This is a genomic window from Lysinibacillus sp. FSL H8-0500, assembly GCF_038051955.1.
GTDB classification, from domain to species: Bacteria; Bacillota; Bacilli; order Bacillales_A; family Planococcaceae; genus Lysinibacillus; species Lysinibacillus macroides.
Genome location: NZ_CP150292.1, coordinates 3,072,194 through 3,087,705, shown reverse-complemented (window position 1 = coordinate 3,087,705; position 15,512 = coordinate 3,072,194). Strand labels below are relative to the sequence as shown.

Below are 15,512 nucleotides of genomic sequence, written 5' to 3'. Positions count from 1 at the left end.
CACCCAATTAATTCGTATTTTCTGATGTTTTTGTTATTTTAACATATGAGGTAAGCTAAAATATAGTCGAAGGGAGGCGTTTCGCTTGAAATTCCAAAGGTTGTCGATGGAGCGAAAAATTATGTTTCTGACATTTTTTATTCTGATGCTTTCCTTTAGTATAGGTGGTACTTTTTTATTAGGATTTGTGATGAATGGGCAAAAGACTGATCTTCGTGATCAAGCTTTACTTGTGGCCAAAACCGTCTCACAGCTTCCTGAAATAAAAACCTATATTTCACAGTCAAATTTTCGCGATGCAACTGACCATATTCATCCGGTAGTAGAGGAAATTCGTGATATCAATGAGGCACAGTATATTGTTGTTCTCGATATGCAAAGACGCAAGTATTCTCATCCAAATCCACAGGAAATTGGGCAAATTTCGCAATCTAGTGATCTCAATGCCGCGTTCACAGAGCATTATTATACGTCCATTGCACATGGTGAGCATGGCAATATGATGCGTGCCTTTGTACCAATTATGAGTAATGAGGGCCAGCAAATTGGTGTTGTCGTCGTAGGCTATAGTGTGCTAACAGTATTGGAATTACTCCAATCTATGGAGACGGAGCTGCTCATAACGGTAGTCTTATCCCTCTTCTTTAGTGCATGGGGCGCACATACATTAGGACTTCACATAAAAAGGCAAATGTTTGGGCTAGAGCCACATGAAATTGCCAAGATGTATGTAGAACGAACGGAGACCTTTAATGCCATGCATGAAGGAATTATTGCCATTGATAATGAACTGACTATTACCATTTTTAATGAAAGGGCATGTGATATACTAGGTGTTCATGAACGCCCTTCCACATTGATTGGGCAGAAAATATTTCAAGTATTGCCCGATACACGGCTTCCTGAAATTTTAGAGCTTGATCAGCCTATCTTTAATCGTGAGTTATATATTAATAATCATAGTATTATGAGTAATCGTATTCCTATACAAGTGAATGGCAAAACTGTTGGAGCAGTCGCGATGTTTAAGGATCGTACAGAAGTAAAAAAGCTCGCTGAAGAATTAACAGGCGTCAGGGCATTTGTCCAAGCGCTACGTGTACAAACCCATGAGCATAAAAATAAACTGCATACAATAGCAGGTTTATTGCAGCTTGGCCATTATGACCAGGCATTATCCTATTTAACGCAGGTGAAGGAAGAACACGATGAAATTACTAATTTTTTAAATGAACGTATCAAAAATGAAAATATTTCAGGCTTATTGCTGAGTAAAATTTCTTATGCTAAAGAACAAGGCATTCGCTTGGACATTGATCGTGAAAGTCGATTCACAACCTTCCCACCGAATTTAGATCATCATGATTTTGTCATTTTATTTGGAAATTTAATTGAAAATGCCTTTGATGCGTTGACGAACGTGCAGGTTGAAGACAAAATTATTCATGTTTCAGTGGATGAGGACGATGATGTACTAGCCATCCTTGTGACTGATAATGGTGTTGGTATGACAGATGAGGTCAAGAGGCATATTTTTGACAATGGCTTTTCAACAAAGGCAAAAAATTATCGTGGTATAGGACTTTATTTAATAAAAGAAATTATTGATAAAGGACAAGGAGATATCGAAGTTATAAGTGAACAAAATAAAGGTACTAGTTTTTTAATAACCTTTTATTATTCTTGATAGAATGGGGGGCTGACAGTGGCACAAATCAATGTATTATTAATTGAAGATGATCCAATGGTGCGAGAGGTGAATCGTCAATTTATTGAAAAGGTAGAGCATTTTCAAGTTATTGGACAGGCATCAAATGGCTTAGATGGTATTGCACAAATTCGTAAGCATCAACCTGATTTAGTATTTATGGATATTTTTATGCCAGAGCAAGATGGCATTACGAGCTTACGCAAAATACGTGAGCTTGATTTATCAGTAGATGTGATCACGGTAACAGCTGCTAATGATATGGAAACGGTAAGGCAGGTGCTGCATTTAGGTGTCTTTGATTATATTATGAAGCCATTTTCATTTGAACGGGTCCAAGGAACACTTGAAAATTATCTTCGCTTTAAGCAGCAAACACAAACAGAACGTGAACTTACTCAAGGAGAGCTCGACCAGCTATTCCATTATCAAGGTGGGCACAGTCGGGAAAAGCAGCCTGATATGTTACAGTCAGAGCATAATCTGCCAAAAGGCTTTAATCGTGCAACACTTGACAAGGTTGTCCAATTTTTGCAATCAGTGGATGGTGCATCTGCAGAAGAAGTAGCAACTGGCATCGGCATTGCTAGAGTCACGGCAAGAAGATATTTGGATTACTTGGAGAAGCAAGGGGCTATTACCATGGATGTTCATTATGGAGGGATTGGCCGCCCTATTAACTATTATTTTAGTAAATAAAGAAAATCCTGATTGTCATAAGGCAATCAGGATTTTTTCCATATATTAATAAGGCATAATTTTTTCAACAGGTGCTGGCGTTTTAATTTTTGGTAAAATTTTATCTAATGTGACAGTACGGTTGATAATGTGTGTCGATGCATCCTGTTCATCGAATTGATCAAGAAAGGCAATCACCTCTTTGACAATCGGTGTTGGTGTTGAAGCGCCCGCTGTGACAGCAACCGTCTTAATGCCTTTTAACCACTCTATTTTTAGCTCTGACACATCTGCAATACGATAGGATGGTGTGCCAGCGATTTCAACAGAAACCTGTGTTAAACGATTGGAGTTATTGGATTTTGGGTCACCCACAACAATTAGTAAATCCGCTTCACCTGCCTGTTTTGCAACAGCTTCTTGGCGAACTTGCGTAGCTAAACAAATTTCTTTGTGTACTTCAATATGTGGGAATTTTTCCTTTAAGCTATCCATTAAATGGGCGACATCCCATTGACTCATTGTTGTTTGATTTGTGACAAGCAATTTATCATTTGTTAAATCTAATGTATCAATGTCATTAGATGACTGTACTAAATGGACATGGTCAGGTGCAACACCAATAGCTCCCTCCGGCTCAGGATGTCCTTTTTTACCAATATAAATAATATCATAGCCTTCTGCAGATTTTTCACGAATTAAATCGTGTGTAACTGTTACATCAGGGCATGTAGCATCAATGGACACGAGGCCTTTGCGCTTCGCAATCTCACGAATTTCAGGTGAAACACCATGGGCTGTGAAAATCACAGTACCTGTTTCAACCTGTTCAATAATTTCTAAACGGTTATCGCCATCTAATGTGATGATACCATCTTCTTCAAATGCATCTGTGACATGTTTATTATGCACAATCATCCCTAAAATGTAGATAGGTCTTGGTAATGTTTTATCGAGTGCGGCGTTTCGTGCAATGACCATCGCATCAACAACACCATAGCAATAGCCACGTGGATTAATTTTTAATACTTGCATGGTTGTGACTCCTTTCAAGCTTACCTATCTACATTATAACGGACAGGGGCAATGAATACAAAGAAACGTTCATTTACATAGGTGGTTGGAAAATTCGTGGCGTAGATGGCAGTGGTTCAGGAGGCGTATAGGATGTACTTTGCCTAGATGATCGTCTGCCTTCACTAGAGGCTCTTCGTTCACTGCCTGCCGCTTCAGCAGCTACTGCCCCAGCACCAGCAGCAGGAAGTCCCTGGAAGCCCTTGTATAATTTCAATAGTGAGGGGATATTTTTGACCATTGGCATTGCTTGCTGGATATAAGGTGTATAGGTTTTAGCCGTATTAAATAGACTGTTGGCTTGTTGTAGAAATGAACCGATTTTAGACGGTTCCTGTACAGGTGGCACTGGCATCTGTCCTCCAAAGGAGCCTATTCCATTTGCCATTGGAAAGCCGCCTGGAATTCGTGGTTGAGCAGGGAAGCCTCCAGGTGGGAAAAAAGACTGTGGTGACATCTGTGGAGGTGTTGGCATAGGCATAGGCATTCTCATGCCACTGGGATACATAGGGTATGGATAAGGTTGTCGAAATACCATAATGATCTCCTTTCTAGTTGTTTATCATTGATGACATACCTGATTATAGCTATGATATGCAGCAATTGACGAGAGGGTTCAATCAGTTGAGGAATTGAGTACTTCTAAATTAAAAACGCCAAGAATGAGCTTCTTGACGTTTTCTTATCTATTATTAGGCTTGAGAGTTTACAAGAATTTTAATATGATTACGTTCCTTCATTAATGTTTCAAAGCCTTCTGTCACGACTTCATTCAAGGCAATGCGCTTTGTCACAAGCTTATCGGCAGGGAAATAGCCTTGTGTCATCAGCTCCATAACCGCTGGGAAAATATCGCGGTAAGCAATAATTCCTTTTACCGTACGCTCTGATAGCACAAGATTATTCGGCTGAATAGCGGCTGTAGTTTCCCAAATGGAGACGATAATTGTTTCACCCTCAAATGTTGTGGAATCAATGGCTTGTGATAATACTACTGGAACACCTGTTACTTCAAAGGCAACGTCTACGCCACCATTTGTTAATTCAAGTAAGCGCGCAACGGCATCTTCTTCTTTAGGATTAATAACGGCTGTTGCGCCAAGCTCTAAGGCTTTTGCAGCACGCTCTTCTGAAAGCTCTACGGCGTAAATTTCTGCTGCACCTGCTGCACGTAATGCCTCAATCACCAATAGCCCAATGGGACCTGTGCCAAAAACAGCGGCTTTATCGCCAGCTTTTAGCTTACTTTGACGCACAGAATGTAAGGCAACGGCTGCTGGTTCTACAAGCGCTCCTTGTTCATAGGAAAGACCCTCTGGCATTTTGTGTACCATTTTTTCGTCGACCATTGTATATTCAGAAAAACCTCCGCCACCACCTGAAAGACCATGGAAGCCTAGGTGTTTACAAATATTATACTTCCCTTTTTTGCAGGCAGCACATTCGCCACATGCAAGGATTGGTTCTACTACAACAGGATCTCCTACTTTAACAGATGTGACACCATCGCCAATTTCAACAACTTCTCCTGAAAATTCATGTCCCATCACAATTGGCGCAATGTCTTTACTTACATAATGAGGTTGCTCCACTGGAATAAAGATTGGTCCAGCTGCGTATTCATGCAAATCACTGCCGCAAATACCCGTCCAATGTACTTTGATTTTTACTTTTCCAGGTGCGATGACTGGTTCTTCAATGTTTTCTACGCGAATATCATGTGCTTTATACCATCTTGCTGCCTTCATAAGTTATCAACCTCCTGTAATAAAATACATCCCTATCATAACATGCCAGGGAGCGATTCATCATTAGTTTACTATAAATTGACATGGAAATTACATAGTATGAATATTTCTGAACATTCCTATAGTGCTTTTTTTGATTGCATATTGTTAGCATTTCAAGTACCTTTGATAAGGTAATAAAATGATGCAAACATGTGGAAGCTGTTAAGAATAGGACGCCAATACGCCTTCAAGTGCGAATCATGATACAATAAGAAAGATGTTAGGAGGAACGCATTATGTCAAAATATACAGATTATAATTTTCAGCCATTTTTGCAGGACGCTATTGCAAAACTTGGCTTTACAGAACCAACACCTATTCAAAAGGAAATTATTCCTCTTGTCTTAAAAGGGAAGAGTGCTATTGGACAGGCACATACAGGAACAGGGAAAACACATAGCTTTTTAATTCCGATTGTACAACGCATTGATGCAGACAAGCAGGAAGTACAGGCTGTGATTACTTCTCCTACACGTGAGCTTGCACAACAAATTTTTGATGCATTACAGCAATTAATAGAAGGAACAGCGATTCAAGCAAAGCTATTTATTGGGGGTACGGACAAACAACGCTCCATTGATAAGCTAAAAACACAGCCGCAAATTGTTGTTGGCACACCAGGACGTATTCGCGACCTTGTTACAGCACAAGCGTTATTTGTGCATACGGCTCCAACTTTAGTGGTCGATGAAGCTGATTTAGCCTTTGATATGGGCTTTATCGAGGATATTGATGGCTTTGCGGCTCAAATGCCTGAGAAGCTTGAGATGTTTGTATTTTCAGCAACCATTCCAGAAAAGCTACAGCCCTTCCTAAAAAAATATATGGAAGCACCTGTGCATATTCATATGAATGATAAGCGACCAGTCGCAGAGGGGATTGACTTTGTGCTTGTCCCTGTCCGTTCTAAATCTCGCAACAAACGTCTGTTGGAAGTAATTGAAGGCATTAATCCATTTTTGGCGGTTATTTTTACCAATACACGTAAGACAGCAGAGCATGTGGCCGGCTATTTAAATGAACAGGGCATCCGCTGTGGACAAATTCATGGTGATTTAAGTCCACGAGATCGTAAAAAGATGATGAAGCAAATACGCGACCTCGACTATCAATATATTGTCGCAACAGATTTAGCTGCACGTGGTATTGATATTCAAGGAATTTCACATGTTATTAACTATGAAATCCCTGAGGACCTAGAATTCTTTATACACCGTGTTGGACGTACAGCACGTGCAGGCAATAAAGGGACAGCCATTACCTTATTTGAGCCATCAGATGAGGATGCAGTGGCTCGTGTAGAAAAAATGGGGATTCCATTTGTTCAAAAGGATGTAAAAGATGGTGAATGGTCGGAATTAAAGGATCGTCATGCCCGTAAAAATCGTTTGAAGCAAGAGAATGAAATTGATGTGAAAGCAAAAGCATTGGTACGTAAGCCTAAAAAAGTTAAACCAGGCTATAAACGTAATATGAAATGGGAAATGGAAAAAATTAAAAAACGTGAGCGTCGCTTAAAAGCACGTGGTAAAAAATAAGGAGGCTTTAACATGCTACTTGGCTCACATGTTTCGATGAGTGGGAAAGAAATGCTACTTGGCTCTAGTAAAGAGGCACTGTCATACGGAGCCAATACATTTATGATTTATACAGGGGCACCGCAAAACACACGTCGTAAAGCGATTGCTGACCTTAATATTGAACAAGGGCTGCTTCATATGAAGGAGCATGGTATGACAAATATTGTAGTTCATGCACCCTATATTATTAATATTGCGAATACAACAAAGCCTGAAACATTTCGTCTTGGCGTAGATTTTTTACAATCAGAAATTGAACGTACAGCGGCACTTGAGGCAACTCAAATTGTCCTGCATCCTGGTGCGCATGTTGGAGCTGGTGCTGATATGGGGGTGGCAAAAATTATTGAAGGCTTAAATGAAGTATTAGCACAAGATTATCCCGTTCAAATCGCCTTAGAAACAATGGCAGGGAAGGGGACAGAATGTGGCCGTTCCTTTGAAGAGCTAGCAAAAATTATTGACGGTGTCACACATAATGAGCGTCTTTCCGTATGCTTTGATACTTGTCATACACATGATGCAGGCTATAATATTGTGGAGGATTTTGATGGCGTCTTAAATGAATTTGATAAAATCATTGGTGTAGATCGCATTAAGGTGTTGCATATTAATGATTCCAAAAATGTGCGAGGCGCTGGTAAAGATCGCCATGAAAATATCGGCTTTGGTCATATTGGCTTTGATGCATTAAACTATGTGGTACATCATCCACAATTAATGGATATTCCTAAAATTTTAGAAACACCATTTGTCCCACTAAATAGTGATGCAAAATCTAAAGTTGCCCCGTATCAAGTTGAAATTGAGATGCTGCGAAACAGTACATTTAAGCCTGAGCTTATTGAAGCATTAAAAGGCTAAGAAAAGGCCCCGAAATCAATGGTACTGATTTCGGGCTTTCGTTATTTTGTAAACAATGCGATGAGTTGACGAGAGCGCTTTCTCCCTAAAATCGCCTCAACCTCTACAAGAATATCTTTAGGAACACCTAAAAAAAGCCAAGAAAATGAGAATTGTTCCAAATAAGGTCGAAGTTTCTTTACTTCAGACGTTGTAATCGTAAACCCTTCATTGCGGGCAATTGCAACAATTTCCTTATCAGTGCTTTCTAGCAATTGCTGTAAAAATTGTATACTCAAAGCCCATCCTCCTTTATGCAAAATTATGAGCAAAGCATCTATCTTCTTTTCTTTACAAAAACTGCACTTTCATTTATACTTACATTTTGTAAATCGTAATGATTTTGACTTAGAAAGAAGCGATCATGTATGAAATCAACACTTATCGACATTCAAAATGTGTCATTTCAATATGACTATACACAGGTTTTAAAAAATATTTCCCTTCGTGTAGAACAAGGTGATTTTTTAGCCCTTCTCGGTCCTAACGGCTCAGGAAAATCAACATTATTAAAAATTATTTTAGGCTTATTAAAGCCACTATCAGGTGAGGTACAACTTTTTGGTGAATCAAGTGCAACCTTTAAACACCGTGAATGGATTGGCTATGTCTCGCAAAAATCCAATGCCTTTAACTCTGGCTTTCCAGCAACTGTGCAAGAGGTTGTGAAAAGTGGATTAACCAAAAAATTAGGGCTTTTTAAAAGACCTGGACGCAATGCCAAGGAGCAAGTGGAGGAAGCGCTAAAGGCAGTTGGCATGGATGCTTTTATGCATCGCAATATTGGTGAACTGTCTGGTGGACAACAGCAACGCGTTTTTATTGCACGAGCTTTAGTCAGTGATCCAAAACTACTTATTTTAGATGAACCGACTGTTGGCATTGACCACGAGAATGTGCAGTCATTTTATGATATGCTGGCGACATTAAATCGGGAACAGGGAATTACGATGATTCTGGTGACACACGATGTTGACACTGTGTCCAATCGTATTAGCCATGTGGCATGCTTAAATCAAACGATTCACTTCCATGGCTATAAAAATGACTTTGATAATATTTCTCAGGATGCACTGGACAAGTGGTATGGTCATTCTGTAAGAAAGATTCATTAGAAGGAGAAGGCACAATGATTGAAGCAATTTTACATTATGAATTTTTACAAAATGCCTTTTTCTCGGGGTTATTGATTGGCATATTAGCACCTCTTTTAGGCGTGTTTATTGTTGTGCGCAGACTATCTTTAATTGCAGATGCTCTGTCGCATGTAACGCTGGCAGGAATAGCGGGCAGTCTATATATCAGCCAATCTGTAGCAGCTTTAGCAATGCTGAATCCAATCTATTTAGGAATATTAGCCTCTGTTAGTGGCTCTGTTTTAATTGAACGTTTGAGACGTCTATATAAGCACTATGAGGAGCTAGCGATTCCAATTATTATGTCGGGGGGAATTGGCATTAGTGCCATCTTTATCTCACTCGCCAGCGGCTTTAGCACAGATTTAATGAGCTATTTATTTGGCTCTGTATCTGCTGTCTCACGCCAAGATTTATGGGTAGTAATAGGCATTGCTGTGGTTGTCATTCTCTTTTTATCTTTATTTTTTAAAGAGTTATTTGTGTTATCATTTGATGAGGAATATGCAAAAGCAAGTGGTCTTCCTGCACGCTGGATTCATCTTTTGTTTATGGTTATCACGGCCCTTGTGATTGCGGCAAGTATGCGTATCGTTGGGATTTTATTGGTATCGTCCCTGATGACATTGCCTGTAGCGGCTGCCATGCGACTAGCAAAGGGCTTTAAGCAAACGATTATTTATGCGATTGTTTTTGGTGAGGCTGCTGTATTGATTGGGTTAGTGAGTGCCTTTTATTTGGATTTAGCACCAGGAGGCACGATTGTTGTCACTTCTATTTTGATATTGCTATTGGTGATTTTAGGTAAGAGAGTAGCATTTAAAATGGCTGCAAAGCAGGAGGAGGTAGCACCATGAACGTTTCGAGAGCGTGGGAAATTTTAAAAGAAAATGGCTATAAAAAAACAGATAAGCGAGAGTTAATATTAGATATGTTTGCGGCGACGGATAAATATCTAACAGCGCGTGATTTATTAGATGTTTTGAAAAAAGATTTTCCAGGGATGAGCTTTGATACGATTTATCGCAACCTTGCTACATTTGTGAAGCTTGGAATTTTAGAGGAAACTGAGCTATCAGGAGAGCGTAATTTTCGTATGCACTGTGAATCCGCACATCATCACCATCATTTTATTTGTATGGACTGTGGCAATGTTAAAGAACTCAACCTTTGTCCAATGGAAATGCTGGGCGAAAAACTGCCAGACTACGAAATTGAAAATCATAAATTTGAAATATATGGGAAATGTCCTGATTGTAAGCAAGAAACACTGCCAACGTAAATGTGGCAGTGTTTTTTTGTTGGAGGTGGCAGAGTTAGGGGGATAGAGTAAGGAAAGTGATGAAATAGAATAATAAAAGTGGTGGATAGAACATCAAAAGTAGCTGAATAAGAATGTTAAAATCAAAAAAGAGGGTAGCCTCATGCGAGAAGCCCCCTCTCAAATCATTAAGCTGCTACTCTACGAAGTGCAACAATTTTATTGCAATCCACAATTAATGGAGAAGTAGCTGCAGCACCTGCCTCAAGGAAGTATGCACAGCAAGTACGTGGATCAAAAGAAATAAATGTTAAACCTAAGAAGCTAACACCGCCCTCTAAGAAAATATCTACTGTTGTTGCAAGCTCTAATTTTCTTAATTGGTGACAAGCACAGCCTCTACAGTTGCTGCTCATTCTTGGTGTATTTTGACAAGGACATTTTTCTGGTTTACGTGGACAGCGTTGTTCCTCTTTTTTAGGACATTTGCAGCCTTGCCAGTTCATATGTGTCATATAGCGTTTGTCTTCCATTCTCAAGACCTCCCTTCAACTAGATTCGTAAGAGTAACCCTTACAGTAATAATCTATGTTCAAGGAAGCACTAAAGGTTGGTAATATGTCCGCTAGGCAATTGAAAAAACTATATTTTTCTCAAATTCTTTTGCGCTGTGTAAAGTCCTAAGCGTTAAATTTGCTATAAATCATATAGTTTTCCAATAAAAAACGACGAATCATTACAGAAGCGTAATTTATCGTCGTTTTTCATGATTATGCTTGATGCTTTTGTTGGAAATCTACCATAAAGTCTCGTAAAGCCTCACATGCCTCTAATGGTACAGCATTGTAAGTGGAAGCACGGCAGCCCCCGACAGAACGATGTCCATTTAGCCCTACAAAGCCCGCTGCTTTTGCCTCAGTAAGGAATTGCTTTTCAAGCTCCTCATCAGTAACGCGGAATGTAATATTCATGAGTGAACGGCTTTCTGGTACTGCATGTCCTTTATAGAAACCATTGCTATTATCAATGGCATCATAGATAACCTTTGCCTTTAATTCATTATGCTTCTCAATTTCAGCAACACCACCTTTAGCTTCTACCCATTTTAATACCTCTCCTAGCATATAAATACCAAATGTTGGCGGTGTATTATAAAGAGAATTACTATCCGCATGCGTTGTGTATTTTAACATTGTAGGAATATTTTTATTTGCCTTTTCGAGAAGGTCTTTACGAATAATGACAACTGTTACACCTGAAGGCCCAAGATTTTTTTGAGCGCCTGCATAGATCAGTCCAAATTTTTGAATATCAATAGGCTTTGATAAAATATCACTAGACATATCAGCGATTAATGGGATATTTTCTGTTTCAGGAAACTCTCTCCATTGTGTACCGTAAATTGTATTATTGGAAGTAATATGCACATAGGCATCTTCTTCATTAAAATGAATATCCTCTAATGCAGGGATATTACGGTATTGATTGTCTTTTGTGCTCGCAACTTCAACTGGTGTACCAAATAATTTTGCTTCCTTGAATGCTTTTTCAGACCACGAGCCTGATAAGATATAGCTAGCTTTCTGATCAGCTGCTAAAAAGTTCATAGGCACCATTGTAAATTGAAGGCTTGCGCCACCTTGTAGGAATAGCACCTCATAGTTTTCAGGGATCGCATAAAGCTTCTTTAGTAAAGCAATAGCTTCATTATGTACTTCATCAAAAATAGCACTACGGTGACTCATTTCCATAATAGACATACCAGAATCACGGAAGTTTACTAATTGTTGCTGGGCTTTTTCTAATACTTCTTGTGGTAATGCAGATGGACCTGCGTTAAAATTGTATGCACGTTGTGTCAAGGTGATACACTCCTTATTTTTGTTATAAGATAACAGAACTTTACTGAATTATACCGTACTTTTCAAGAGAAAAAATAAAATTCTTAATATTTGAGCAAAATATCGACAGGCTCGCAATAAAATCTACATATTTTAGGTAGTCTAATCATAAAACACGAATGAAATAGAAAATAATACTTTTGTTTATATATAATTTTCGTTATTGATGCTTTTAAATAGTTTTTTAGTTTGGAAATGTTCGGTTTTAACGATTGTTTATGAGGAACAGCATAGCAGAGAAGTTTTTTGTATAATAAAAAGAAAAAGGGAAGTGTGCGATAAATGTTTACAGTAGAAAAAGCATGTTTAGTAATTGTGGATGTCCAAGGGAAGCTAGCAACAATTGTTGATGAGAGTGAAACGGTAATTGCCAATGTGTCAAAGCTAGTACAAGCAATGCAAGCACTTGAAGTACCTATTTTATGGCTGGAACAAAATCCAAGCCGATTAGGAGGCACAGCATTGGAGATTGCCCAGCATTTACAAGGGCAGGCGATAGCAAAAATGGCCTTTAGTGCTTGTCAGGAAGAAACATTTGTCGAAGCAATGAAAGCAAGTGGGCGCTCGCAATTTATTGTTACGGGTATTGAAACACATATTTGCGTCTATCAAACAGCTAGACAGCTAAAGGAGCAGGGAGGTGAAGTGGAGGTTGTGGTAGATGCGGTGTCCTCTCGTACAAAGGCTAATAAAGAGGTAGGGCTAGCAAAAATGCAAGCACTTGGTATTGCTCCAACAAGTACGGAAATGATTTTATATGAGCTGTTACAGGGTGCCGATCATCCACAATTTAAAACTATTTTACAGCTTGTAAAATAATCGGTAGTACAAAAATATTAGTATGAAGCGGTTTAAGAGGGGGGTAGCTAGATGCTAGCCCCACTTTTAGCCCCAATTGCGTTTAAACTTTCACTAAATACGGATACTGCTTGTGCTTCCATTTCCTTTAACACATGTCCATACGTTGTATGGATCATTTCGGGTGTATTCCCTAAACGTTCAGCAATAGCCTTGACGGGTATACCATTATTCATAAGGATCGTAGCGTGTGTATGCCGTAATCCATGAATGGTTGTAGCTGGTAGTTTAGCCGCTTCTACAAGGCGATTAAATATTGCGTTTAAACCTGTGGGGTCAAAGGGCTCTGCTGTATGTGGCGAAAGGAAAATGAACGAATCATCCTTCATTAGATCGCTATGCAGCTTTCTACCATGTGAAAGTAAAAGAGCTTTAACCGTTGTTCGGTAGCTGTGTAGCTGTTCTATTACAATGTTATCCACTTTGATAGTACGCTCACTATTTAGGGTTTTTGTAGAGTCTACACCGTTACATCCTCTAGTTCGATCAATAGTAATCGTTTGATTGGCAAAGTCGATATTCCGCATTGGGAATTGTAGCATTCATTTGGGATACTATTGGAACTTTTTCTAAAGAAGGCGATTCCTGATGATTCTTTTTGATTCATATTTCTTATAATGACAAACTATTCCATTTATCCTATGATATAGGTAGAGGGGAGGTGTTTAATGTGGCTAAAATAAATAAAGTCAAAATTCTAAATATTATTAGTGTAATTATGTCCATAGTATCAACTCTCTGTTTTATAAGACTTGTTCAAAAAGAAGGAATAGAACAAGTATCTTTTTCATTAACAATAATGTATGCATTAGCTATAGTGTTGTTAATTGTAAATATTGGAATGTATCAGATAAATAAACGAAATGAAGATAGCAACTTGCAACAATAAGAAATTAACTCAAGTCTGTAGTAAACTCCAAAAGTTAGACTTTAACCGGAATGGATTTCTTCATTCTGGTTTTTCTTTTATGCAGCCAATCTTTTACGATAGGTGACTGGACTACATCCAAGTTTACTTTTTATTCGCTTGTGATTGTAGTCGTAGATATACTTATCCATTGCTTGTTTTATTTCTTCAAAACTAGTATAGATAGTTCCATAATACATTTCTTGTTTCAGTAGGCCAAAGAAGTTTTCTATTGGCGAATTGTCTAAGCAGTTTCCTTTTCGAGACATGCTTTGGAATATTTTATTGTTTTTCAATAGATTTGCGTATTGTTTCATCTGATATGCCCATCTCTGATCTGAATGAAAGGTTCGTCGAAAAGGGCAAGCTGATGTCCCTTTAATTGCCTTTAGTTGAGCGTCGTGAATTGCTTGTGTGTTCGGTCGTTCAGATAATCGATAGGAAATTATTTCACCATTAAACATATCTAGGAATGTCTCTAAATAAGCCTTTTAATGGTTACTTTTCCGTCTTCTCCAGTAACGAAATACTTGAATTCAGAGGTATCCGTTGTCAATTTTTGATGGGGATGGTTGTATGGAAACGGCGATGAATACGATTCTTCTCAACCGTTTCCACATTGCTTCTGTATGTACGATATTTGCGGGATTTTCTCGTGAATTTCACGCTTTGTAGACCCAGTTTCTGTTTAATACGCTGTATTTTTATAATTCACAACGATTCCGCGGTTACGCAATTCATCATCTATTCTGTGATAACCGTAATTACCATGATTCTCTTCAAAAATTTCACTAATAACACGCTCAATTTCTTCATCTGGATTTTCTCTATCAAATCGCTTTTGCCAATACATATAAGTCGCTTTAGGGAACTTCGTCGCTTCGAGAAGAATACTCAATTTGAACTCTGCTCGGATGTCATGGATAATTCTGGTATCTACTTCTTGAGACGATCTGGACGGGTAACCCTAAAGCTTGAAGCTTTTTTATGAACGTAAGCTCCGCACGTAATCATTCATTTTCTTGTTCTAATTCCTGTTCACGTGATGGTTTCTTTTCTTCCTTCGTTTTCTTCGGTTTGTCTGACATGGATGGACGTCCTTTCGTTTTTGGAGAAATTCCCCCGAGACTATGTTTTCTAAATGCCGTCGTCCACCATGAAACCATCGAGTCATTTGGCAAATTAAATTTATGTGCGACATTTCGGATAGATTCTTCACTATTTAAATAATAGTTTATGACATTAAGTTTAAATTGAAGAATGTAATCCGAACGTCTTTTCTGTTTCCTAAGAGAATCAAATCCTAGGGCAGTTATTTGTTTCACCCATCTACTCACTATTCCATAGCATGAGGAAATACCAAATTGAAGAGCTATTTGTCTATAACCCCCATGCCCTTGAAAGTAGGCTTCAACGACTTTTTTCTTAAACTCATAATCATATTTTGCCAAAATAAATATACCCTAAAAGTTAGATTTTTGGTCTAACTTTTAGGGTGCAGTACACTTTTACTATTTCCACGTCATTTGTAACTGTTTTTGGTGAACTGCACAATCAGCAAGGTACAGATTGATAAGCGTTTGATACGGTATTCCTGTATTTTCTGATTGCTCTTTAAAGTAATCCACAACATCTCTGTCAAGATTTATCGTGATTTGCTTTTGGCTTTCTTCACATATGGATTTTTTCTTGCATTTGTAAAATCATATTCTTCAC

General features: G+C 38.5%; 18 protein-coding genes and 1 pseudogene. 9 read left to right on the top strand and 10 right to left on the bottom strand.

The window, feature by feature from the left end; all coding sequences use genetic code 11:
- The first annotated feature begins 145 nt into the window (after positions 1-145).
- Both MHB44_RS14735 and MHB44_RS14730 read left to right on the top strand, forming a co-directional pair.
- Complete coding sequence (locus tag MHB44_RS14735) at positions 146-1,687, top strand: sensor histidine kinase (protein WP_341302982.1); 1,542 nt, start codon at positions 146-148, stop codon at positions 1,685-1,687.
- A gap of 18 nt (positions 1,688-1,705) precedes the next feature.
- Positions 1,706-2,407 carry a response regulator gene (locus MHB44_RS14730; protein ID WP_341299783.1) on the top strand — a complete coding sequence of 234 codons (702 nt, stop codon included), beginning with the start codon at positions 1,706-1,708 and terminating at the stop codon, positions 2,405-2,407.
- 45 nt (positions 2,408-2,452) lie between these two features.
- Here the strand turns inward: MHB44_RS14730 and MHB44_RS14725 are convergent, their stop codons facing one another.
- The 3 genes from MHB44_RS14725 to MHB44_RS14715 form a co-directional block, all read right to left on the bottom strand.
- Complete coding sequence (locus tag MHB44_RS14725; protein ID WP_341299782.1) at positions 2,453-3,421, bottom strand: 4-hydroxy-3-methylbut-2-enyl diphosphate reductase; 969 nt, start codon at positions 3,419-3,421, stop codon at positions 2,453-2,455.
- Positions 3,422-3,494: 73 nt separating this feature from the next.
- Entirely contained in the window at positions 3,495-3,998 is a 504-nt protein-coding gene (gene vrrA / locus MHB44_RS14720) for a VrrA/YqfQ family protein (RefSeq protein WP_341299781.1), read from the bottom strand.
- A gap of 154 nt (positions 3,999-4,152) precedes the next feature.
- Positions 4,153-5,208 (bottom strand): 2,3-butanediol dehydrogenase, encoded by a 1,056-nt coding sequence (locus tag MHB44_RS14715; RefSeq protein ID WP_341299780.1) that lies wholly within the window; start codon positions 5,206-5,208, stop codon positions 4,153-4,155.
- Positions 5,209-5,486: 278 nt separating this feature from the next.
- Between MHB44_RS14715 and MHB44_RS14710 the strand changes: the two genes are divergently transcribed.
- Together MHB44_RS14710 and MHB44_RS14705 are read left to right on the top strand one after the other, a co-directional pair.
- Positions 5,487-6,788, top strand: a complete 1,302-nt coding sequence (locus MHB44_RS14710) for a DEAD/DEAH box helicase (RefSeq protein ID WP_341299779.1) — start codon at positions 5,487-5,489, stop codon at positions 6,786-6,788.
- A 12-nt stretch (positions 6,789-6,800) separates the two neighbouring features.
- A complete protein-coding gene (locus MHB44_RS14705) occupies positions 6,801-7,694 on the top strand; it encodes a deoxyribonuclease IV (protein WP_341299778.1) in 894 nt (297 codons plus the stop codon).
- A 41-nt stretch (positions 7,695-7,735) separates the two neighbouring features.
- Here the strand turns inward: MHB44_RS14705 and MHB44_RS14700 are convergent, their stop codons facing one another.
- Positions 7,736-7,972 (bottom strand): endonuclease IV, encoded by a 237-nt coding sequence (locus tag MHB44_RS14700; RefSeq protein ID WP_341299777.1) that lies wholly within the window; start codon positions 7,970-7,972, stop codon positions 7,736-7,738.
- A 129-nt stretch (positions 7,973-8,101) separates the two neighbouring features.
- Between MHB44_RS14700 and MHB44_RS14695 the strand changes: the two genes are divergently transcribed.
- Genes MHB44_RS14695 through MHB44_RS14685 form a run of 3 tightly spaced genes read left to right on the top strand, consistent with a single transcriptional unit; the run spans position 8,102 to position 10,151 of the window.
- Positions 8,102-8,848 carry a metal ABC transporter ATP-binding protein gene (locus MHB44_RS14695; protein WP_341299776.1) on the top strand — a complete coding sequence of 249 codons (747 nt, stop codon included), beginning with the start codon at positions 8,102-8,104 and terminating at the stop codon, positions 8,846-8,848.
- A 14-nt stretch (positions 8,849-8,862) separates the two neighbouring features.
- Positions 8,863-9,726, top strand: coding sequence for a metal ABC transporter permease (locus tag MHB44_RS14690; protein WP_341299775.1), 864 nt, complete (start codon positions 8,863-8,865; stop codon positions 9,724-9,726).
- Positions 9,723-10,151, top strand: coding sequence for a Fur family transcriptional regulator (locus MHB44_RS14685; RefSeq protein WP_341299774.1), 429 nt, complete (start codon positions 9,723-9,725; stop codon positions 10,149-10,151). The genes MHB44_RS14690 and MHB44_RS14685 overlap by 4 nt, the downstream gene beginning before the upstream one ends.
- Before the next feature lie 167 nt (positions 10,152-10,318).
- Here the strand turns inward: MHB44_RS14685 and MHB44_RS14680 are convergent, their stop codons facing one another.
- Both MHB44_RS14680 and serC read right to left on the bottom strand, forming a co-directional pair.
- Positions 10,319-10,663: a hypothetical protein gene (locus tag MHB44_RS14680; RefSeq protein WP_341299773.1), complete on the bottom strand. Its 345-nt coding sequence runs from the start codon at positions 10,661-10,663 to the stop codon at positions 10,319-10,321.
- A 237-nt stretch (positions 10,664-10,900) separates the two neighbouring features.
- Positions 10,901-11,992 carry a 3-phosphoserine/phosphohydroxythreonine transaminase gene (gene serC, locus MHB44_RS14675; RefSeq protein ID WP_341299772.1) on the bottom strand — a complete coding sequence of 364 codons (1,092 nt, stop codon included), beginning with the start codon at positions 11,990-11,992 and terminating at the stop codon, positions 10,901-10,903.
- Between the two features lie 321 nt (positions 11,993-12,313).
- Here serC and MHB44_RS14670 point away from each other — a divergent pair, with 321 nt between their 5' ends.
- Positions 12,314-12,850 carry an isochorismatase family protein gene (locus MHB44_RS14670; protein WP_341299771.1) on the top strand — a complete coding sequence of 179 codons (537 nt, stop codon included), beginning with the start codon at positions 12,314-12,316 and terminating at the stop codon, positions 12,848-12,850.
- 47 nt (positions 12,851-12,897) lie between these two features.
- Here MHB44_RS14670 and MHB44_RS14665 read toward each other — a convergent pair whose 3' ends face one another.
- The gene (locus MHB44_RS14665; RefSeq protein WP_341299770.1) at positions 12,898-13,431 is read right to left on the bottom strand and encodes a site-specific integrase; all 534 of its coding nucleotides are present in this window, start codon (positions 13,429-13,431) and stop codon (positions 12,898-12,900) included.
- 128 nt (positions 13,432-13,559) lie between these two features.
- Between MHB44_RS14665 and MHB44_RS14660 the strand changes: the two genes are divergently transcribed.
- Positions 13,560-13,778, top strand: coding sequence for a hypothetical protein (locus tag MHB44_RS14660; protein WP_341299769.1), 219 nt, complete (start codon positions 13,560-13,562; stop codon positions 13,776-13,778).
- 77 nt (positions 13,779-13,855) lie between these two features.
- On the opposite strand, the pseudogene MHB44_RS14655 reads toward MHB44_RS14660, so the two are convergent.
- The 3 genes and pseudogenes from MHB44_RS14655 to MHB44_RS14645 all read right to left on the bottom strand — a co-directional run.
- Positions 13,856-14,275: pseudogene (locus MHB44_RS14655) on the bottom strand (IS3 family transposase); the annotation flags it as partial.
- A 209-nt stretch (positions 14,276-14,484) separates the two neighbouring features.
- Complete coding sequence (locus MHB44_RS14650) at positions 14,485-14,694, bottom strand: transposase (protein ID WP_341299768.1); 210 nt, start codon at positions 14,692-14,694, stop codon at positions 14,485-14,487.
- A gap of 112 nt (positions 14,695-14,806) precedes the next feature.
- The gene (locus tag MHB44_RS14645; protein WP_341299767.1) at positions 14,807-15,247 is read right to left on the bottom strand and encodes a transposase; all 441 of its coding nucleotides are present in this window, start codon (positions 15,245-15,247) and stop codon (positions 14,807-14,809) included.
- Positions 15,248-15,512: the final 265 nt, after the last annotated feature.